The sequence below is a fragment of the Caulobacter sp. FV2ps19 genome (assembly GCF_058681035.1).
In genome coordinates this window covers 2,061,946-2,082,697 of record NZ_CM178729.1, presented here as the reverse complement: position 1 = coordinate 2,082,697, position 20,752 = coordinate 2,061,946, and the positions used below count along the sequence as shown (strand labels likewise).

Here is a 20,752-nt window from a genome sequence, read left to right as displayed (position 1 = left end):
ACCACGTTCGTCGAGAACGCAATCAGCGCGTGCCGAACGTCCGGTCGCCCGCGTCGCCAAGGCCCGGGACGATATAACCATGATCGTTCAGCTCGGCGTCGATGGCGGCGGTCCAGATCGGCACGTCGGGATGGGCGGCGCGCAGGTTGTCGATGCCGACCTGGGCGGCCAGCAGGCAGACAAAGCGCAGGTCGGTGACCCCCGCCGCCTTCAGGCGCGAGACCGCCGCGATGGCCGAATGGCCGGTGGCCAGCATCGGATCGACCACGATCACCAGACGGCCGGCGATGTCCTGCGGCGCCTTGAAGTAATACTCGACCGCCTCCAGCGATTCCGGATCGCGATAGAGGCCGACATGGGCGACACGAGCCGAAGGCACCAAGTCCAGCATGCCATCTGCCATGCCCAGGCCGGCCCGCAGGATGGGCGCGAAGACCAGCTTCTTGCCGGCGATCTCATGGGCCGTGGTCGGAGCGACCGGCGTCTCGATCTGCACCTCGTCCATCGGCAGGTCGCGGGTGACCTCGTAGCAGATCAGGGTCGCCGTCTCGCGCATCAGGGCGCGAAAGGTTTTCGTCGAGGTGGTCTTGTCCCGCATCTTGGTCAGCTTGTGCTGGACCAGCGGGTGGCTGACGACGGTGACCTGGGACATGACAAGACCTTGCTGGGAGCGGCCTTCCGCTCCTAGAGCGTGATAGCCGAAAGTGTACGCGGTTTCGGCGGCCATCACGCTCTAAATGTTTGATTTAGAGCCTTTTTAGACGCCTCACATGATTCCATGTGAGGCTAAAAGGCTCTAGCAGGCGGACACGCATCAAGCCAGTTGATCACCGATCGGCAGGGACCGGATCCGCCTGCCCGTCGCCGCGAAGATGGCGTTGCACAGAGCCGGCGGAGCGGGCGGATAGGCCGGCTCGCCCAGGCCCGTGGGCCGGTTGTCACTGAGCTTGAAATAGACCTCAACGGGCGGCGCTTCGGCCATCCGCAGCAGCGGGAAGTCGCCAAAGTTGGTTTGGGTGGTCGCCCCGTTCTCGAAGGTGACTTCCTGGTGCAGGGTGGCGCCGATGGCGTCGAGGATCGAGCCCTGAACCTGTTGCTCGGCCCCGCTGGGATTGACGATCTGCGAGCCCACATCGACGGCGGCCCAGACCTTGTGGATCTTCAGCTCGCCCTTCGCGACCGAGACCTCCATCACCACCGCCACATAGCCCAGGTGGCTGTAGTGACAGGCGAGGCCCAGGCCGGTTCCCTTGGGAACCTTGCGGCCCCAGCCGGACTTTTCGGCCGCCAGATCCAGCACGCCGCGCATGCGGCCGGTGTCGAAGGCGTCATTCTGCCCCGCCTCGCCCAGCAGACGCGGCGCACCCAGCAACTTGCGGCGGAACGCCAGCGGATCCCGGTTGGACGCCACGGCCAGTTCGTCGGTAAAGCTCTGCAAGACAAAGCCAAAGGCGTTGTTGCCCGGCGCCCGCAGATAGCCGGTGGGAACGCCCAGCGGCATGACCGAGATGTCGAGCCTGTAGTTGTCCACGGCCCGGCAGGGGAACTGGGTCGCGTTCATACCCGAGGAGGTCGCGAACTGGTCGCCCTCGCCAAAGGTGATGAAGTGGTCGCGCCAGGCGACCAGATCGCCCTGGTCGTTCAGCCCGGCCGTGAAATTGTGCCAGGCGCCGGGACGATAGAAGTCGTGCTGGATGTCGTCCTCGCGAGACCAGAGCAGCTTCACCGGCGCGCCGGCCATCTTGGAAATGACCGCCGCCTCGACCATGTAGTCGTTCATCAGACGCCGGCCAAAACCGCCGCCGATCCGCATCATGTGGATGGTGATGTCGGCCTCGGCGATCCCCAGGGCCGCGGCCACCAGCTTGCGGCCTGGCTCAGGGTTCTGGCTCGGGGCCCAGATCTCGACCTTGCCGTCCTTGAAGCTGGCCGTGCAGTTCTGCGGCTCCAGATTGGCGTGGGCCAGGAACGGATAGGCATAGGCGGCGGTGACGACCTTGGCCGCCCCCTTCAGGGCCGCATCGACATCCCCGTCGGACCGCGCCGTACGATGCGGCGGGGCCTTGGCCAGTTCGGCCGCCTTGAGGGCGAAGCCGGCTGTGCTCTGAGACGCCGTGGGATGCTCCGCCCACTTGATGTCCAGCGCATTGCGGCCCTTGCGCGCCTGCCACCAGCTGTCGGCCACCACCGCAACGCCGGGCTGAAGGCTCTGAAGATTGGTCCCGCCCTCGATCACGAAGACGTCCCTGACGCCCTTGACGGCCTTGGCCGGCGCCAGATCGACGCTGGCCACCCTGGCCCCGAAGGTCGGGGCCTTGGCGAAGGTGGCGTACAGCATGCCCGGCAGGCGCATGTCGATGCCGAACAGCGGCCGGCCCGTGGTGATCCTGTCCAGATCCTGGCCCGCATGAGGCTTGCCGACGATGCGGAAGGCTCCGGGATCTTTCAGCGTCAGGCTCTTGGGATCGGGCGGGGTCAGCAAGGCTGCGGCCGCCGCAAGGTCTCCATAGGCCAGTCGACGCTGGCTGCCGGCGTGAACGACAAAGCCCGGCTCTGTGGCGCAACTGTCGGCGCTCACGCCCCAGCGTGCGGCGGCGACGGCGATCAGCAGGGCCCGTCCCGTTGCGCCAACGCAGCGCAGGCCGTCATATTCGATCGTGGTGGCCATGCTGCCGCCGGCCACCTGACGGCCAAAGACCTTGGTGTCGGCAATGGCCTGCTCGACGGTGACCGCCGACCAGTCGACGTCCAGCTCCTCGGCGATCAGCATCGGCAGCGAGGTCTTGATGCCCTGCCCCACCTCCGGAACCTTGGACATGATCGTCACCGCCCCATCGGGGGCGATGCGGACATAGGCGTTCAACTGGCCATCGCCGGCCGCCTGGCCGACGCCCGACAGGCTGAACGACAGCAGCAGGCCGCCACCCAAGGCGGCGCCGGTCTGCAGAACCAGGCGGCGGGTCGGATCGCGGAGAATCTCGCCGTCCATGCTCACGCCTCCACCTGGCCGGAGGCCGTCCTGATGGCCTTCTTGATACGGATATAGGTCGCGCAACGGCACAGATTGCCGTTCATCGCCGCGTCGATCGCGGCGTCGTCAGGCTTGGGATTGGCGGTCAGCAACGCGGTCGCCGACATGATCTGGCCGGCTTGGCAGTAGCCGCACTGCGGCACGTCGATGGCCTTCCAGGCGTCCTGAACCCTGGCCCCGATCGGGCTCTGGCCGACGCCCTCGATGGTGACGATCGCCTTGTCGCCGACTCTGCGCACCGGGGTGACGCAGGCGCGAATGGGAACGCCATCCAGGTGCACCGTGCAGGCCCCGCACTGGGCCGCGCCGCAACCGAACTTGGTTCCGACCAGGCCGAGCGTATCGCGCAGCACCCAGAGCAAAGGCGTGTCGCCCTCAACATCGACCGAGCGGGTTTCCCCATTGATGGTGAGCGTGAACGCCATGACCAACTCCAGACCCCAAGTTTCCAGACAGATACTGCCTCAAACCGGCTTCGCCGACGAGGGGCTGGATCGACCATCATGATCAGAGCGACCGATTGTGCTCTCAGCCTCCGCCGGCAGTGGGAATTTTATCCGCTTACGGATTTTTTTTCCTCGCGAGCATGCTACGTTTTGACGCCGATATTACCGCTCCGCTCGCGCCGACTCACGCGACAATGTGCGCTAGTTTCAGCATCGGCGGGCCTCGGCGCTTCAAGGCGTGAGCAAGAATATGATCACCACTGAACCGCGCCGTCGACGACGGGTCAGGGTCTTGGGTTTTGGATGACGTGACGGATACGGCAGTCAAGCAGAGCGGCGGCCAGGGCAAGGGCAAGACCGGCGGCAAGCGACGTCAGGTCGCGGCCCTGCCTTGGCGTGGCCAGGGCCCGGATCTGCAGATCCTGCTCGTCTCTTCCCGGGAGACCCGCCGTTGGGTGATCCCCAAGGGCTGGCCGATGAAGGGCAAATCCGACTGTCGCGCCGCCGCCCAGGAAGCCTATGAAGAGGCTGGACTGGACGGGGTCATCCTCGAGCACGCCATCGGCGAGTACGAATATCTCAAGCGCATGCGCAGCGGCGCGGCGCGTCAGGTCAAGGTGGACGTCTATCCGCTCAAGGTGACCGGCGAACATCCCACCTGGCCCGAAAAGGGCCAACGCACCTTGCAGTGGATGAGTCCCGTCGAGGCCGCCCTCGCCGTCCAGGAACCGCAGTTGCGCGCGCTGATCAGCGACTTCGCCGGTGTCGAACTTCCGCAAGAGGAACGCCCCGCTCCCGCCCAGGCGCCGACCCCGGTCCGTGTTGCCCTTCAGCGCCTGCGGCGACGCGTGACCGCGCTGTGGAGCCGCACGCCGCACTAGTCACAGCCTGTGGACAAACCGAAGCGCCCCGCATAATGTTCTCATTATGTTCCGGAGCGCTATCCCATGCAACTGTCCCTCGGCCTCTCCCGGTCACCTCTTGAAAGCCTGCGCGACGCCCTGCTGTGCGAGTTTGGCCCGCAACGGCCGGTGGCGCGGATGGACCCCATTTCGCAATTGGTGAAGTCGTCGATCAGCGGCCGCACGCCCGACGCGGTCTCATGGGCGGCCTTCCTGCGTCTGCGGGCCGCGTTCAAGTGCTGGGAGGATCTGGCCCAGACCACCGAGGCCCATCTTCTGGAGGTCATCCACGACGTCACCCATCCGCAGGACAAAGCGCGCCGTTTGCCGATGGCGCTGCGGATGATCCAGGACCGGATCGGCTGGCTGTCACTGAGCCACCTGAAAACCCTCTCCGTCGACGCGGCCCGCCACGAGCTTCAGAGCCTGCCGGGTGTCGGGGTCAAGGTGGCGGCCAGTGTGCTGAACTTCAGCGACCTGGCCATGCGCTCCATGGTGGTCGACACCCATGTCGACCGCGTCGCAAAACGCATCGGCCTGGTCGGTCCGGGGGATACGACCCACACCTATCATGCGCTGATGACCCTGGCGCCGAACGCCTGGACCGCCGACGATCTGTTCGAGCTTCACTGGCTGATGAAGCGAGGCCTGGGCCAGATGCTGTGTCCGCACGACGCCCCCAAGTGCGGGGCCTGCCCTCTGAAGCACGATTGCGCCAAGCTCGGCGTAGGCCACACCGCCGACGTTCTGCCCTGGCGACCGCGCGCCGCGTGACTATCGGCCGGCGGCGGCCAGCTGCGTGAAGGTCTGGGTTCCTATGCCGTAGCGGCGCCAGTCCCTGTAATCGAAGTGCCACCACTCCTCGGGATAGACCTCGAAGCCTTCGGCGACCATCGCGTCGCGCAGGACCTGACGCGCCGCGCGCTGGGCCGTGGTTCCGCCGACGAAGTCGGCATGGGCGCGCAGGGAGAACTCGTCATAGCGGCTGGGCATGTCGACGGGCTGACCGGTCTTCAGGTCATATAGCGTCAGGTCCACCGCGCAGCCGCGATTGTGTCGCGAGCCGTTGGCGGGATTGGCGACAAACGCATGCTCCGACGGCGGGGTCGCTTCCCAGAACATCCAGGTGACGAACCAGGGCCGGTAGGCGTCGTGGATCAGCAGGCCATAGCCCTTCGCTTCCAGCGTCCGGCTGACCCGCCCCAGGGCCTGGGCCGCCGGGCGCTGAAGATAGGCCGCCGGGCGCTCATAGAGCTTGAGGCCCATGAAGTTGTTGCGCGTCGCATAGCGGATGTCGAAGCGGATCGCCGGATCGATCGTCGCCAGATTGACGAGGTCGGCGGGCCGGAGACCGGCCGTCTCCACCGGCGGGGTCGCGGCCAGGGCGCGGGCTCGCAGGGTGGCGGGATCGGCCCGCACCGCCTTGCGGATGCCGGCCTGGACCTCGGCCCCGAAATCGCGCCGGCGCAGCAGCGCGCCGTCCAGCCGAACCCCGCGTCTGACGGCCTTCAGATCACCACCGCCCTCAATGCCATAGCGCCCCTCGCCTTCCGGCGTCAGGCGCGCGGCCGACCGCCCCGCCCCGTCGAGAAACAGCGCGCCGTCGCGTTCGAACAGGGTCAGCGGCGCGCTCGCCTCGCCATACTGCCCCACCAGGGTCAGGTCGGCCGATCGGGGCGCGGCCAGGACGGCGGTGGACGCCGCCAGGCCCATGCCGATCACGACAATGACAGGGGAGGCTCTGCTAATCATCGTGCTTCTCCCCTGCCCCCGCGCCTATTGCATGGTCGGGATAACGAAGGCGCTGTCCTCGGTCTCGCCCTCGGGCCAGCGGGCCGTGATGGTCTTGACCTTGGTGTAGAACTTCACGCCTTCAACGCCGTGCTGATTGGTGTCGCCGAAGGCCGACCGCTTCCAGCCCCCGAAGGTGTGATAGGCCACCGGCACCGGGATCGGCACATTGATGCCGACCATGCCGACATTGACTCGGGCCGCGAACTCGCGCGCCGCCCGGCCGTTGCGGGTGAAGATCGCGACGCCGTTGCCGTACGGATGCTCGGACGGCAGGCTGAGGGCCTCCTCGAAGCTTTCGGCGCGGACGATCTGCAGGACCGGACCGAAGATCTCTTCCTGATAGGTCTTCATGCCCTTCTTGACCCCGTCAAACAGCGAGGGGCCGATGAAGAAACCCTTCTCGAAGCCCTGCAGGGCAAAGTCGCGACCATCGACGACCAGCTCGGCGCCTTCGTCGACGCCGATGCGGATATAGTCGGCGATCTTGGCGCGATGGGCGGCGCTGACCACGGGGCCATAGTGCGCCGCCGGGTCGGAGGAGACGCCGACCTGCAGGGTCTCGATCTCGGCCACCATCCGCTCGCGCAGGTCATCGGCCGTCTTCTTGCCGACCGGCACCACCACCGGCAAGGCCATGCAGCGCTCGCCGGCCGAGCCGAACGCGGCGCCCGACAGATCCTTGACCACCTGATCCAGGTCCGCGTCGGGCAGGACGATGCCGTGGTTCTTGGCCCCGCCCATGGCCTGGACGCGTTTCCCGTGGGCCGCGCCGGTCTGATAGACATAGTGGGCGATGTCCGAGCTGCCGACAAAGCTGACCGCGCGGATCAAAGGATGGGTCAGGATGGCGTCGACGGTGACCTTGTCGCCGTGCACGACGTTCAGCACCCCGGCGGGCGCGCCGGCCTCCATCATCAGTTCGGCCAGCTTCACCGGCACGGTCGGATCCTTCTCCGACGGCTTGAGGATAAAGCTGTTGCCCACCGCGATCGCGATGCCGAACATCCACATCGGGATCATGGCCGGGAAGTTGAACGGCGTGATCCCCGCGCAGACACCCAGCGGCTGACGCATCGAATAGACATCGATGCCGGGGCCCGCGCCCTCGGTGTATTCGCCCTTGAGGATATGCGGGATGCCGCAGGCAAACTCGATCACCTCAAGGCCGCGCTGGAGGTCGCCCTTGGAGTCGGCGATGACCTTGCCGTGCTCGGACGACAGGATCTCGGCCAGGCTGTTCATGTCGCGCTCGAGCAGGCGCTTGAACTCGAACATCACCCGGGCGCGGCGCTGGGGATTGGTGGCGGCCCAGCCGATCTGGGCCTTGGCGGCGGCCTGGACGGCGGCGTCCAGCTCATCGGCCGTCGCCAGTTGCACGCGCGCCTGCACCTCGCCGGTGTTGGGATTGAAGACGTCGCCGAACCGCCCGGAGGCGCCCACGAAGGTCTGACCGTTCACGAAATGGGCGATGTCTCGCATGAAGCGCTCCCTGATCTTGTTTTGCGCGTCAGTAGCATTCCAAGGTTCACGCCGTATCGCGAAAAACCCGCCAGCTACTCCGCGTCGACGTGAACCCGCCGAAACCGGCCCTGCAGATAGACCAGCGGCTCGTGATCGGGATCGTAGCGCAGCTTCACCACACGTCCGACATAGATGCGATGATCGCCCGCGTCGAACACCTGATGGGTCTCGCACTCGAAATTGGCCATGCAGTCCGGCAGGATCGGAACCCCGGTGCGCCAGGTCTCGGTCTCAAGGCCCGCGAACCGGTCGACGTCCTTGCGCACGAAGTTGCTGGCCAGGGCCTGCTGCTCGGCGGGCAGGACATTGACAGCGAACACGCCGGCGGCGTCCAGCCACGGCAGGCTGCTGGATTTCAGGTCGACGCAGATCAGCGCCAGGGGCGGATCCAGCGACACCGAGGTGAAGGAGTTGGCCGTCAGCCCCACCTTGCGCCCGTCCGCGCAGACGGTGGTCACCACCGTCACCCCTGTCGTGAAACACCCGAAGGCGTCGCGCAATGCGCGAGCGTCGTGTTCGGCGCCCTCGCCCAATTCAATCGTGACGGCCTGACTCATCATCGTGTTCTGCGATGAAGCGGGCGCGGCGGCAAGCTTTAGGCGTTGGCTTGCTCGACCAGAACGCCCGGCCTGCCCGCATCAAGACCGAAGGTGACCGGCAAGTGACGCACATGCGGCGTCTGCAGATTCAGCGCCTTGGCGCCGCGCGCGACGGCCAGCTTGCCCAGAGCCGCGGGCCCAAACCCGCTCTGGATCCGCGGCCGGGCGCCCAGCCGGCGACGCAGCACGCCGTTGGCGTAGATGACATTGGCCCGCATCAGGGCCGGCGGGGTCATGAACTCGATCGACAGGGACACGTTCAGCATCGGACCGTTCTCGATCCGGTGCGGGGCGTTCTGCTTCCAGGTGACCATCGTCCCCGGGGTCAGGTCATAGGCGCTGGCGCCGGCGTCCCAGGCCGGATCGAAGGCGAACTGCTCGGCGGTCTCGCGCAGCACGATCTTTTCCAGATCGCGTTCGCTGACATAGGGATCGGCCACCGGATAAACCCAGACCTTCTTCTGGCCCCGCAGTTGCCACAGCGACACCAGCGGCACGTCCAGGTGATAAAAGACCTGGGCGTTGGCCGAGCTGATCAGCATGCCCAGGTCGCGCTTGAAGGTGCGCAGGCCGGGAACCTGGGCTTCCTTCTCGGCGAAGATCTCGTCGCCCAGGGCGGCATATTCGGGCACGTGGTCGTTGGTGTGACGCAGGTTCAGCCAGATGCGGCCGCTCTTGGCGGCGTCCAGCAACTGGTCCCCGGTCAGACGGCCCGCCGCGCCCCGGCGCCAGGTGGTCCAGGCCTTGGGGTCCTCGCCCATGGTGAAGACACCCAGCTGTTCGCGCGGATAGAGATCCAGCAAACGGGCCAGCCCCTCGTCATCGAACATCGGCCGCTCGTGCAGCCCGTGCTGGAAGGCCAGGTTCTCGTGGCCAAAGGCCCTGGCCTTTTCCGGCGTCCAGTCGCGGATGATGCTCATGCGGTCCGTCCGTAGAATTGGATCTTGAAAGGGCCCCACCACAAGGTCTTGCCCAGGCCGCGCGCGGCCTTGTCGAGCCAGTCGGCCCGGTCGCTGGACCGGGTCAGCCACTTGAGCCCCGCCACGGCGCCGAACACGACGGCCTGGGCGACGCCGATCACCATCCATCGGGCCACCCCGATCCGGTCGGGCGGACTGGCCGCCGCGCAATGCGCCGAAGGGCCCTGGCCGTAGGCGAAAGCGCGGGCGATCGTGTAATTCAAGGTCAGGCGATCGGGCACGGGGTCTTCCCAGACCCAGGCCGCCGGCTCCCAGGCGAAGATCGCGCCGGCCGCCTGCATCTGGCCAAACAGCATGTCGTCCTCGCCGCCGATCTGGTTGCGCTCGGCGGCGAAGGGCGAAACAGGATCGGGCAAGGCGGCGCGGCGCAGAAGACTGTCGCCGCAGCCGTAATAGTGGTCGATGACGCCCGGCTCGACCGGGCCGAGGCGCGAGAAAAAACGTTCCAGATAGGCGCGATGCTCGGCGATCCGTTCGGGCGCGCGCGCCCTGACCGGCCCGAACACGACGTCGGCGTCATAGCGGACCTGGGCTGACAGCAAAGCCGCCAGCCAGCCCTCGGGCGCTTCCTCGTCATCATCCAGAAAGGCGACGAACTGACCCGACGCCCGGGCCATGCCAGCGTTGCGGGCATTGGCCACGCCCGCACGCGGCTCGTGCACGTAGTGAACCGGGCAGACAGCGCCGCCAGCCAGGGCCTCAATGGTCGCCTGAGCCGAAGGGGTCTGATCATTGTCGACGACGACGATCTCCAGCCCAGCGAAATCCACACCTTGCTGGGCCAGGACCGAGCGAACCGCGACGGTCAGACCGCCGAGCCGTCTCTGGGTCGGGATCATCACCGTCACGTACGCCATCAGCCGCCCTCGTGGGCGCCGTTGCGGCGACGCGACTGGCCGGCCACCGCGTCGACCAGGCCGCGCACGCGGCCGCCGACGGTCAGCTCGACACTGGCGATGGCGTCCATGCGCCGCCGCAGCTTGCCGACCACACCGGGCCCGCGCGCCCCCGCCAGCGTCCAGGCCCCTTCGACCGAACTGGCCACCCTGCCCGCGACGCTCGACGCCGTGACGGCGCCGTCCAGGGCCGCGACCTGGGTCAGGGCATAGGTGCGCTTGTAGTGATCGTGCGCAGGGCCAAGATCATAACGGGTCAATCCCAGCTCAGGCATGGCCGCGATGGCGCGGGGGAAGAACAGCTGCCCCGGCGACCAGGCGCCGTAGGCCGGATTGGTCGAGGCGATCCACGGATGGTAGACGCTGCCCGACCGCACGCCAAAATGGCCGGCGACCAGTTCATCACCGGCATAGAGCCCGATCATCAGGCCCTGGAAATCGCCGCTGCGGCGCTCGAACAGGTCGACCAGCAGGCCGTTGGTCCAGGCCGGACGCAGGAAGTCGTGCAGACCCGTCCGCTGCAGCTGTTCGCGCTTCCAGGCGATCAGCAGGTCGAACGCCTCGCGCGAGCTGTCAGGCCCGACCAGCCGCACCTCGCCCATTTCACGCCCCAGCTTGTGGTCCAGCCGGCGATAATTCTTGATCTTCTTGGGACTGGCGACCCGCACGGCCTCCAGATAGTCGTCCGCCGACCCTTGCGGCGCGATCACGAACGCCGACTGAGCCTCGCCGACGTCGCCGAACACGCCGAATGGATCGATCAGGCCGGTATAGCGGAACACGCTCAGATCAGCGGCCCGCAGAACGTCCTCAGCCCTGAACCCCGGATCGCGGCGCGAAATGATCGCATGATAGTCTGACAGCGGAGACCCGATGGCGCGCGCCATTCCACCGAGGCGGCGATGATGCGGCAAAAACCCCAAGGTCTCCCCCGCCCGCCGGATGATCGCCACGCGCGCATCCTCGCGCACGCGACCGACAGCCTGGGTGAAGTCGGGGGTCAGCAACGGGCTCGAAAAGGCGGGCTCGGACGCGGCCATGCCCCGCCACAATGCGATGTCGGCGGGGGCCAGTCGGCTCGGGTGGAGGGTTTCGACGTCCAGCATGATCCATCCGTCCTATACCGAAGCGGTTAGGGAAGAATGGAGAGCCTGGGTGCAACCCGCAGGCCGGTCTGGCCGCCGGATCAGCCGTCCGATCAGCCAAATGTGGACTTCAGAACCCGTTCAAGGCCCGCCTGGTCAATTTCATCGAAGGCGGCCGGGCGATCGGAATCGACGTCGAACACGCCCAGCAGCATCCCACTCGCGTCGAATACAGGGACGACAATCTCGCTCTGCGAGCGGCTGTCGCAGGCGATGTGACCGGGAAAGGCATGGACGTCAGCCACCAACTGGGTCTGACCCGTTTCCGCCGCCGCGCCGCACACGCCGCGACCAAAGGCGATCCGCAGACAGCCGAGGGTGCCCTGATAGGGCCCCACCACCAGCTCTCGCGGCTTGTCGGGATCGACGACATAGAAGCCGGTCCAGAAATAGTGGTCGAAACTGCTGGCCAACATCGAAGCCACGGTCGCCATGCGCGCCGTCAGATTAGGCTCGCCGTCAAGCACCGAGGCGATCTCGTCGGCGACTTCGGCGTAACGGGTGGCCTTGTCCTGGTTCAGGAAACCGGGGGCGAGGGTCTTGTCGTTGAAAGCTTCAGCCATGGCGGGGGATATAGCGCTTTCGGAGGCGATTGCGAGGGGACGTCGCGGACACGGCTTCGCCGCCTCGCGCGGAAGCCGCCGAGGGGGATGGGAAGGGTCGCGGAGCGTCCGGGCCTCGCCCGGAGGATTGAGTGTTTAAGTACCGTTTCGACGAAGACAGACGCTCCGCGCAGCCGTTATTCGGGAGCATCGCCGGGATTGGCGGGGTTTTAACCCGCTCCGGTAGCTAGGCCCCCGACGGGCAGGGTGTTGGCGCACCCTGGACCGCATGGGCGATTTCAGCCCATGCCTGTTGCGTCTGCCGATCCCTCGCCGCTGGGTTTTCGTCCCGATGTTTCAGGGAACCCGTCCAGTCCGACACGAGGGCTGTCATTGAAGACCAAGGCGGGCGCTCCCCGCTCGACCCCCCCTGCCAGCCGCAACGGTCGCCGTACGTGCGCCCTTCCCGTGCTGTCAGGTGAGATTGATTATGCGGGCGGTTTGAACGCGGAGCATTGGCGCGCTCGTTTTATTTTCAGAGCGTTGAATGGGTTGAGGTTTTCACGGACTTCGACGGGGATAAACTGCGCCCAATCCCCATACTTGCCCCCTACGGGCTGCGGAGCTTGTCCTCGGGCGCGCTTCACGCGACCCGGGGGCAGCCGTCTTCCCCCGGCGGGGGAAGATGAAGGGCGCGGATCTCATCTTCCCCCTTTCAGGGGGAGGACGACCTGCGCAGCAGGTCAGGAGGGGGCCAGCGGCGCTGGCCGGGTAAGCGCCTCCCTCCGCGCCGCCGAAGGGAGCCATCCTTACATCTCACGGCGAGACGATCGCCGGTCTGGACAGGTTGCTCAAGGACGACGCTCTCGCGTCGCCGCAGAGCGGCGGCCCGCAGGGCCGTCCTTGACCAACCTGTCCAGACCGGCACGCTACAGCCTCCAAGAGATGTAAGGCTTGGCGCGACGCGAGGCGTCGGCTTTCGGGACGGAAGCCAAGGCGTGCTTTCGACCCTAGTCGCACGTTCGCAACGTCCGCTATCGGCGCACGGGTCTACGGATTGGAAGAAGCCAGCACGGACCGCTGGACCGGCTGATCCTGAACTGCGGTCGGCAGGACAAAATCCACGCGGTAAAGGCCGCGCGCCTGCAATTGGCTCAGAAGGCAAGTGACTTGCTCGTAGGAGTGCTCGGAGGAAGGCTCAAGCTTCACTCGATTGTTGTCCCCGATTGCCAGCCACGCAGCGGGAACCCGACAGGCCTGGGCGGCCGAGATCAGCCGATCTTCGACTGGCGACGCGGCGGGCGTACCGGCCAACGCGACGGCCACGATAAAGCTGAGCAAAAGGTTTCTCCACCAGCTAAGGGCGAACTGTTGCGCTTATGCCATTTCTCGAGGAGCCCCCCACCGATGTCAACATCCGAAGCGCTTCTCAACGATGCACGTTTCGGCAGTCCACCCCGAACAGACGATGGGAACGTCCCCTTCCGGCGCCCGCCGCCCTCTCCTCTCCTCTCCGCCCAGCCCTAACCTACTCCCACGCCCCCGGCCGGGCCGCCGGTGCGACCTTGAGGGCGTTGGCGCCCTGCACATAGCGCTGGCGGAAGCTTTCGCGGGACGGGGCGGCGGTCGGGCGCGGCGCGGGACGCGTCGGCGCGTGGGGCCGCAGTTCATGGATCTCGGCGCCGACCTGGAAGCGCGCCACCAGCCGCTCCAGCTCTTCGGCTTCGCCGGCCAGGGCGTGGCTGGCGGCGGTGGATTGTTCGACCATGGCGGCGTTCTGCTGCGTCACCTGATCCATCTGGTGAACCGCCTGATTGACCTCGGCCAGCCCCGTGGCCTGCTCCTTGGACGAGGCGGCGATCTCGCCGACCAGATCATTGATCTCGGCGACCTGCACCAGGATCTGGTCGAGGGTTTCGCCGGTCTCGCCCACCAGCCGCACCCCCTTGCCGACCTGGTCGGTGGAGGTGCGGATCAGGGTCTTGATCTGCTTGGCGGCGTCGGCCGAACGTTGGGCCAGAGCCCGGACTTCCTGGGCCACCACGGCGAAGCCGCGACCCGCGTCGCCGGCCCGGGCCGCCTCGACCCCGGCGTTCAGGGCCAGAAGATTGGTCTGGAAAGCGATCTCGTCGATCACGCCGATGATATTGGTGATCTCGTGCGACGACCGCTCGATCCCACCCATGGCCGCGACGGCCTCCTTGACCACCGCGCCGCTGCGTTCGGCATTGGCCTTGGCGCTCAGGGTCACCTGGCGGGCCCGCTCGGCGCCCTCCGAGCTACGCCTCACGGTCGAGGTGATCTGCCCCAGAGCGGCTGCCGTCTGCTCCAGACTCGCGGCCTGCCGCTCGGTGCGCTGCGAAAGGTCATCGGAGGCGTTGCTGATCTCGGCGCAGCCCGAACGAATGCTGCGCGCGGCGGTCAGGATGCCGGCCATGGTCGCCTGCAGGCTTTCAACGGCGGTGTTGAAGTCGCGCGGCATGTTGCGGGCTTCGGCGGCGAACTGATCCTCGCGCATGCGCCAGATCAGGTCGCCGTCGGCCAGCTTTTCCATCCCCTCGCCCAGGGCCGCGACAGCGTTGGCTTGAGCTTGCGCGAAGGCTTCAGCTTCCTTTTCGTGGCGCTGGCGTTCGAGCTCGGCCAGCGCGCGCTCGGCGTCCTGCTCCGTCCGACGGCGCTCACCGTCGGCGAGGTCGTGACGAAACCCGTCGAGAGCGCGGGCGATCACGCCGATCTCGTCGCCACCGGTGACGCCCGAAACCGGCTGGTCATACCGGCCGGCGCTCAGCGCCTCGAGCGAGCGGGTCAGCCCCGCCAAGGGCGCGCGAACCATGGCGGCGCTGGCCAGGAACAGAGCGACCAGAACCGCCAGGGTGATCACGATCCCGCCGATCAGCAGAACATGGGCCAGATCGTCAGCCGGACCGGTAATCGCCGCGACCGGCACGTCCATGACCAGAGCCCACGTCGTATTCAGCGCGGGCATGGCGATGGGGCGGACGATCCGCAGCATGGGAACATCGCCCGCCGTGACGCCCTGAATTTCCACGGCTTCACCGCCGCCGAGCACCCCCCGGACCTTCTCGGCGCCCTCATCGGCATAGGTCTGCATGCGCAAGGCCGGGTCGGGATGCGCCAGCCACTTTCCCCCTGCCGACACCAGCATCACACGACCGCCCTCAAGCGGATGCAACGCGCCCAGGGCCCTGGAGAGATTGTCCAGCGACAGGTCCAGGCCGGCGACGCCGATCAGCGCACTCCCCGAATACACCGGCATGGCGACCGACGTCATGGCGACCTGGGCGCCGCCCACGGCGTCGAAATAGGGTTCGGTCAGGGCCGGCTTTCCGGAGCGAATGGCGTCTGTGTAATAGCTTTCAGCAAAGTCCGAGCCATCCGACTGGGCCTCCAGCATTGGCGCGCCGTTCCTGTTGACCCAATAGACCGAGAAGCGACCGTCCTTGTTGGAGGCCATGGCGGCGTTGTCGACGAACTCGGCGTCCTTGCCGTCCAGCGCATTGGGCTGAGCCATGAACCAGGCGCCCATGACGCTGCTGGTGGCCAGGGCGTTCGGCTTGACGATGGCCATGAATTTGTCGCGATCGACCAGTCCGGCCTCATGCGACGAAGCCAGCGCGCCGCGCATCGCGCCGGTCGCGGCGGCGGCTGAATTGACGTCCGCCCGAACCTGCTCGATCGCCTCGTCGGCCACCGCGCCCGCATATTGATTGGTCAGACCCGAAACGATGGCGCTGGTGTGGGACGACACAGCAAAGGCCGCCGCGATCAGGAGCAGCCCGATGGCCAGACCGGCGACCAGGATCAGTTTCCAGGCGATCGTCAAGCGACGGAAGGCGGACATGAGAACAGGCGACTCCGGGAAGCGGTCAGACCTGCCAGTCATCGACCCAGATTCGTAAACCCCGCATTAACCACGTTGGAGCGCGGCGCTTTTGACCCGCCGCTTCGCTCTGAAGAAGCGCTTGAGGGAAATGCCCCATTAAGGTTGTTGCGGGATGCTCCTGCGCGACTTTGGAGAGCCCCGATGGTTATGACGCCCAAGCCCTTGAAGGCGCTGCTTGTGATGACGGCCGCTGCGGTCGTGCTGAGCGCCTGCGCCAGCGCCGACGACGTTCGGGCGCTTCGGCAACCGGCCATGCCGCCGGTGGCCGTCGCAAAGGCTTCACTGCACAAGCCTTTCTTTCAGAATGTCTCGGTCCAGGAAGTCGAGGGCGCGCCGGAATTTCGCTGGTTCGACGGCGGCGCGATCATCACCACGCGGCCCACCCGGGTACAGGTGGTCGAGACCCTGACCCGGCATCTGGACCGCGCCGACATGCTGGCCCGCAGCCGGCTGGACGGCGAATATATGCTTTACGTGAAGTTCGATGAGCTTCGCGGCCCCAATGTCTGGCTGGGAACCGACAAGCTGGCCTCGGCCCGCGTCACCTTCAGCCTCGTGCGCTGGCGCACCGGTGAACTGGTCAAGCAATCCACCATCGAGACCAGCTATCGCGCGGCGTGGACCGGCTTCACCCCCGAAATGACCCGCGCCGCCCTGGCCGGACCGATCGGCGCGTCGAAGGACGCCGTCCTGGCCCCGACCGGCGGCGCGCTGCTGGGTGTGGCCCTGGGCTATTATGTGAACCAGAACCTGGTGGTTTCGATCGCCGACGCTCCCTATGCCGGCCTGGTCGGCGCGAATGAAGCCGGGAAGATCGGGGGTCCCAACCGCGCGCCGGCGGGCTTTGCGTCCGCCTTCGCCACGGCGGTCGCGGTCGGCGGGGCCAGCGGCCGCTTCACCGATCTTGAAGCCATGCTGGCCGGAGGCGTGATCACCGCAGCCGGCGCCGCGGCAGGCCCTGTTGCGGCCGCACGGCCGATCTCGGCCAGCGGTGAAGTGACCACCGCCTTTGCGGGCCGCGCCCGTCGTCTGGCGGCCACCCGCGGCCTGCTGGATCTGGCCTTTGACCAGTTCATGGCCGAACTCAGCACGGACGGATCGGTCATTTACAAGACCGCCGTCTCCTGCTCGGCCCTGAACGGCGACAGCGGCAGAGGTCCCTATCTGCGGCAGACGGGTTCATCCTATGCGGTGGACTGCCCGGGCGCACGCTATAACGAAAGCAAGATCCAGCAGGTCTATCCGTCCCGCACCGCCAAGGTCACACCTTGATCTGCATCGCCTTCATAAACCGCATGATCTCCAGCGGCGACATGGCGGCGGTGTCGACATCGATCAGCACCCGGGAAATCTTGCCCTGGAACGGGTTGGGGCCTTCGTAGGCGCGCGAGACCCGGGCGCCCTGGTCAGACCCGACGCAGAATCCGTCATAGCCCGGCGCGAACAGCACCCGTTCGAACCTGTGCTCGGCGACCTTGCGACCGTTCACGTAGAGCGCTCCACGCCCCTCGAACGGGCGTGAGGTCATGGTCTGCTCGTACTTCACCTTGACGGGGCCGCGCGGCAGGCGGTCGGGCGAGGTGATGACCTCGCTCCAGGGCACAAGACTGCTCTCATAGATCAGCCGCCCCTTGTCGACATACAGGACGTAGCCCGCCGGTTGCGAGCCATGCGCGACCAGCACCCCGTCCTCATCGCCCCGGGGGCGCGACAGCTCCACCTCGATCGAATGCGACAGCCCGCAGACGATCGGCGCGACATCGGTCGAGATCTCGTCAACGGGCGGCCGGATGTCCCAGCGCTTGCGCAGCTTGCCGCCGCGCTGCTGCACCAGCTTCAGCAGCAGGGGTCGGTCGTCCAGCGGCAGCACGTCATAGGCCACAGCGGCCTTGTCCCATTTGTCGCGCAGCCGCGCGGCGACATCCGGGTGGTCGGCCGACACGTCGCGCAGTTCATTGGGATCACGGGCGGTGTCGTAGAGCCCCCAGTGATCGTCCTCAAACGACTTGCCCCGCTGATGCTGGGCGACCAGGCGCCAGGTTCCCTCCTCGAAGGCCCGAAAGCCGCCCAACTCGTAATACTGCTCGGTGCGGGTCTGCGCCTTGGACGAGGCGAAGGTCTTGGCGACGCTGGCGCCTTCCAGCGGCTTCTGCGGTTCGCCGCGATAGAGGTCGGGACGCTGCACCCCGCAGGCTTCCAGCACGGTGGGATACAGATCCACCACATGGACGAACTGCTTTCGCACGCCGCCCTTGTCCGCCACGCCCTTGGGCCAGGACACGATCAGCGGATCAGCGACGCCGCCCAGCGCGGTGTACTGCTTGTAGAGCCGGTATGGCGTGTTGGAGGCGTTGGTCCAGCCGATCGGATAGTGCGGAAACGTGCCGTCCTCGCCCATCTTGTCATACAGGGCCAGGGCTTCGGCTTCCGAGGCCGGGCGGCCAAAGGCCGGTCCAAAGACGTTGGGCGTACCGGTCTCGGTGCCCTCGGCCGAGGCGCCGTTGTCCGAGAACACGACGACCAGGGTGTTGTCGCGCAGACCCATGGTCTCCAGCTCGGCCATGACCCGGCCGATGGCCCGGTCAGCCCCGGTGACCATACCGCCGAAGACCTCCATATAGCGGGCATAGAGGCGCTTCTGATCGGCCGTCAGCTCAGCCCAGGGCTTGGCGCCCGGCGACAGGGGCGGCAGCGGGGTTTCGGCCGGCATCACGCCCAGGCTCTTCTGACGCTCCAGCCTTTGCTTGCGGATCTCGTCCCAGCCGGCTTCGAACTTGCCCTTATAAAGATCGCGATCGGCCGCCTTGGCCTGCAGCGGCGAGTGCGCGGCCCCGAAGGCCAGTTGCATGAAGAACGGCTTGTCGGGCGCCATGGCCTTCTGGGTGTGCAGATAGGCGACGGCGCGCTCGGCCAGATCGTCGGAGAGGTAATAGTCGTCGCCGCTGGTCTCGACCCGCGCCGTGCCTTCGTACAAGGCGCCCGGGTGGAAGTGGTCGCTGGAATGGCCCTGATACCAGTAGGCGCGCTCGAAGCCGCGATGGGTCGGCCAGTTGTGGTAGGGGCCGGTCGGGCCGCCATGCTCGGCGTTGTTGACGTGCCACTTGCCCAGCAGGAAGGTCGACCAGCCGGCCTCGACCAGCACCTCGGCCAGGGTGGCGTTCTGGCGGGTCAGGTCGCCGCGATAGCCCGGATAGCCGGAATCGATGTCCGCCAGCCAGCCCATGCCGGCCGAGTGATGGTTCAGCCCGGTCAGCAGGGCGGCGCGGGTGCACGAGCACATCGCCGTAGTGCGGAAGTTGGTGTAGCGCAGCCCCGCCCCGGCCAGGGCGTCCAGCGACGGCGTAATCAATTCGCCGCCATAGCAGCCCAGATCGGCGAACCCGACATCGTCGAGAACGATGACCACCACATTGGGCGCGCCGGCGGGAGCCTTGATCTCCTCGGCCTGGGCCGGTCGGGAGTCCTTGAACGAGGTCGCGATCTTGGCGGGCTTGCCCTTGCCCACGGCCTTGGGTGTGGCGATCGAACTGGTGGCGGACTTGATCGCCACACCGCCGGCCGCGACCGCCGCCGCGCCGCCCAGGCCCACGCCTGCGCCCAGCAGCAGCGAGCGCCTGTCGATTTTGGGCTTGTTGTCGTCGGTCATGGATCATCTCCGAAAGCGGACGCGCAGTAGGCGGGCGACGGTGGGCCTGTTCAGGCGGGGGCGCGGGCCAGGGTGCGGCGGCCCAGGATCAGGATCGCCAGCAGGACGGCCTCGACGACCATCGGCTGGATCAGGGCGGGCGATGGACCGGTGATGGCCAGGGACACCACGCGACCGGTCAGGGCGACGCCGATCAGCATCAGGGGCGCCAACAAGAGGTCGCCGCGATTGCGCACGGCCGCCAGCAGGGCCAGAGCGCCGGCCGCGCCGAAGAAGCCGCCCAGATCGGCTCTAAGCGACGCAAGCCCCAGATCGCCGATCGGCTGAAGGCCCAGCTTGTCGCCCAGCTCTGTCGGCCGGATCCAGAAGCCAACCGCCATCAGCAGCGCCAGAAGGCCCGCTGCCCCCACGAGGACTCGCGCTAGTCTCTGCATGTTCCCACCCAAATTCCATTATTGTGGCATCTTAACTGCCACTTCTGTCGGAAGGCAAGATGGACGGCGTCGATTTACGCGATATAGTCGCACTCAGAGTGTCACTATATAATCAGAACGCCTAGAGCCCTTTCCGACCTGACGGCTTCATCAGGGTCGGGCGAAAAGGGCTCTAAATCAAAAGTTTAGAGCATTTTTCGATCCGATAACCGTTTCACACTTATCGGAAAATGCTCTAGTGGGAGAGACCGCGATGACCCTGGCCTATGACCTCTACTGGTCGTTCCGCTCGCCCTATTCCTACATGATCACCCATCGCCTGACGGCGTTGGAGCGCGACTTCGACGTCGTGGGAAACATCCGTCCGGTCTACCCGCTGGCGGTGCGGACGCCGGAGTTCTTCGAAACCCGCGATCCGCTGTGGTTCAGCTATTTCATGCAGGACATCTATCGCGAGGCGGCGTTTCTGGGCCTGCCGTTCCGCTGGCCGATCCCCGATCCGGTGAAGATGGATTTCGCCACCCGCACCTATCCCAAGGAGCAGCCACACATCCATCGTCTGACCCATATGGGCGTGGCGGCGGCCGAGCTTGGGCGCGGCCTGCCCTTCATCACGGAAGTCAGCAAGGTGATCTGGAGCGGCGAGGTCGATGACTGGCACGAAGGCGACCACCTGGCCCGCGCCACCGAGCGCGCCGGTCTGGATTGGGCTGAATTGACCAAGATCGTCGGCACCCAGACCGAGAGTCTGGCCGCCGTGGTCGAGGAAAGCCAGACGGCCCAACGCGCCGCGGGCCACTACGGCGTGCCGATGATCGCCTTCAACGGCGAGGCCTTCTTTGGCCAGGACCGGTTTGATCAGTTCAAATGGCGACTGGACCAGCAGGGGCTGACACGCCTAACCGGATGAGC

18 protein-coding genes are annotated in these 20,752 nt (G+C 66.6%); 4 read left to right on the top strand and 14 right to left on the bottom strand.

Annotated features, from left to right (window positions below; all coding sequences use genetic code 11):
- Positions 1–22: 22 nt before the first annotated feature.
- The 3 genes from upp to ACW18B_RS09920 all read right to left on the bottom strand — a co-directional run bounded on the left by upp (position 23) and on the right by ACW18B_RS09920 (position 3,456).
- Positions 23–652, bottom strand: coding sequence for a uracil phosphoribosyltransferase (gene upp, locus ACW18B_RS09930; protein WP_492051488.1), 630 nt, complete (start codon positions 650–652; stop codon positions 23–25).
- A 162-nt stretch (positions 653–814) separates the two neighbouring features.
- Positions 815–2,989: a xanthine dehydrogenase family protein molybdopterin-binding subunit gene (locus tag ACW18B_RS09925; protein ID WP_492051486.1), complete on the bottom strand. Its 2,175-nt coding sequence runs from the start codon at positions 2,987–2,989 to the stop codon at positions 815–817.
- 2 nt (positions 2,990–2,991) lie between these two features.
- Complete coding sequence (locus ACW18B_RS09920) at positions 2,992–3,456, bottom strand: (2Fe-2S)-binding protein (RefSeq protein WP_492051484.1); 465 nt, start codon at positions 3,454–3,456, stop codon at positions 2,992–2,994.
- Positions 3,457–3,785: 329 nt separating this feature from the next.
- On the opposite strand from ACW18B_RS09920, the gene ACW18B_RS09915 reads away from it, so the two are divergent.
- Complete coding sequence (locus ACW18B_RS09915) at positions 3,786–4,358, top strand: NUDIX hydrolase (protein ID WP_492051483.1); 573 nt, start codon at positions 3,786–3,788, stop codon at positions 4,356–4,358.
- A gap of 66 nt (positions 4,359–4,424) precedes the next feature.
- Positions 4,425–5,153, top strand: a complete 729-nt coding sequence (locus tag ACW18B_RS09910) for an endonuclease III domain-containing protein (RefSeq protein ID WP_492051481.1) — start codon at positions 4,425–4,427, stop codon at positions 5,151–5,153.
- Here the strand turns inward: ACW18B_RS09910 and ACW18B_RS09905 are convergent, their stop codons facing one another.
- The 9 genes from ACW18B_RS09905 to ACW18B_RS09865 form a co-directional block, all read right to left on the bottom strand.
- Complete coding sequence (locus ACW18B_RS09905) at positions 5,154–6,131, bottom strand: M15 family metallopeptidase (protein ID WP_492051479.1); 978 nt, start codon at positions 6,129–6,131, stop codon at positions 5,154–5,156.
- Positions 6,132–6,155: 24 nt separating this feature from the next.
- Positions 6,156–7,652: a CoA-acylating methylmalonate-semialdehyde dehydrogenase gene (locus ACW18B_RS09900; protein WP_492051477.1), complete on the bottom strand. Its 1,497-nt coding sequence runs from the start codon at positions 7,650–7,652 to the stop codon at positions 6,156–6,158.
- 74 nt (positions 7,653–7,726) lie between these two features.
- The gene (locus ACW18B_RS09895; protein ID WP_492051475.1) at positions 7,727–8,251 is read right to left on the bottom strand and encodes a flavin reductase family protein; all 525 of its coding nucleotides are present in this window, start codon (positions 8,249–8,251) and stop codon (positions 7,727–7,729) included.
- 38 nt (positions 8,252–8,289) lie between these two features.
- Positions 8,290–9,213 carry a hypothetical protein gene (locus ACW18B_RS09890; RefSeq protein WP_492051473.1) on the bottom strand — a complete coding sequence of 308 codons (924 nt, stop codon included), beginning with the start codon at positions 9,211–9,213 and terminating at the stop codon, positions 8,290–8,292.
- Complete coding sequence (locus ACW18B_RS09885) at positions 9,210–10,130, bottom strand: glycosyltransferase (RefSeq protein ID WP_492051471.1); 921 nt, start codon at positions 10,128–10,130, stop codon at positions 9,210–9,212. The genes ACW18B_RS09890 and ACW18B_RS09885 overlap by 4 nt, the downstream gene beginning before the upstream one ends.
- Positions 10,130–11,275: a GNAT family N-acetyltransferase gene (locus ACW18B_RS09880; RefSeq protein ID WP_492051470.1), complete on the bottom strand. Its 1,146-nt coding sequence runs from the start codon at positions 11,273–11,275 to the stop codon at positions 10,130–10,132. Before ACW18B_RS09880 ends, ACW18B_RS09885 begins: the two co-directional genes overlap by 1 nt.
- 92 nt (positions 11,276–11,367) lie before the next feature.
- Positions 11,368–11,877, bottom strand: coding sequence for a GAF domain-containing protein (locus ACW18B_RS09875; protein ID WP_492051468.1), 510 nt, complete (start codon positions 11,875–11,877; stop codon positions 11,368–11,370).
- A gap of 1,029 nt (positions 11,878–12,906) precedes the next feature.
- Positions 12,907–13,197 carry a hypothetical protein gene (locus tag ACW18B_RS09870; protein WP_492051466.1) on the bottom strand — a complete coding sequence of 97 codons (291 nt, stop codon included), beginning with the start codon at positions 13,195–13,197 and terminating at the stop codon, positions 12,907–12,909.
- Between the two features lie 187 nt (positions 13,198–13,384).
- Positions 13,385–15,718, bottom strand: a complete 2,334-nt coding sequence (locus tag ACW18B_RS09865) for a methyl-accepting chemotaxis protein (protein WP_492051465.1) — start codon at positions 15,716–15,718, stop codon at positions 13,385–13,387.
- A gap of 183 nt (positions 15,719–15,901) precedes the next feature.
- Here ACW18B_RS09865 and ACW18B_RS09860 point away from each other — a divergent pair, with 183 nt between their 5' ends.
- Positions 15,902–17,032, top strand: coding sequence for a hypothetical protein (locus ACW18B_RS09860; RefSeq protein WP_492051463.1), 1,131 nt, complete (start codon positions 15,902–15,904; stop codon positions 17,030–17,032).
- Here ACW18B_RS09860 and ACW18B_RS09855 read toward each other — a convergent pair.
- Both ACW18B_RS09855 and ACW18B_RS09850 read right to left on the bottom strand, forming a co-directional pair.
- Positions 17,022–19,406: an arylsulfatase gene (locus ACW18B_RS09855; protein ID WP_492051461.1), complete on the bottom strand. Its 2,385-nt coding sequence runs from the start codon at positions 19,404–19,406 to the stop codon at positions 17,022–17,024. The genes ACW18B_RS09860 and ACW18B_RS09855 overlap by 11 nt on opposite strands.
- A gap of 50 nt (positions 19,407–19,456) precedes the next feature.
- Positions 19,457–19,786 (bottom strand): hypothetical protein, encoded by a 330-nt coding sequence (locus ACW18B_RS09850; RefSeq protein WP_492051459.1) that lies wholly within the window; start codon positions 19,784–19,786, stop codon positions 19,457–19,459.
- A 307-nt stretch (positions 19,787–20,093) separates the two neighbouring features.
- On the opposite strand from ACW18B_RS09850, the gene ACW18B_RS09845 reads away from it, so the two are divergent.
- A complete protein-coding gene (locus ACW18B_RS09845; RefSeq protein ID WP_492051457.1) occupies positions 20,094–20,750 on the top strand; it encodes a 2-hydroxychromene-2-carboxylate isomerase in 657 nt (218 codons plus the stop codon).
- Positions 20,751–20,752: the final 2 nt, after the last annotated feature.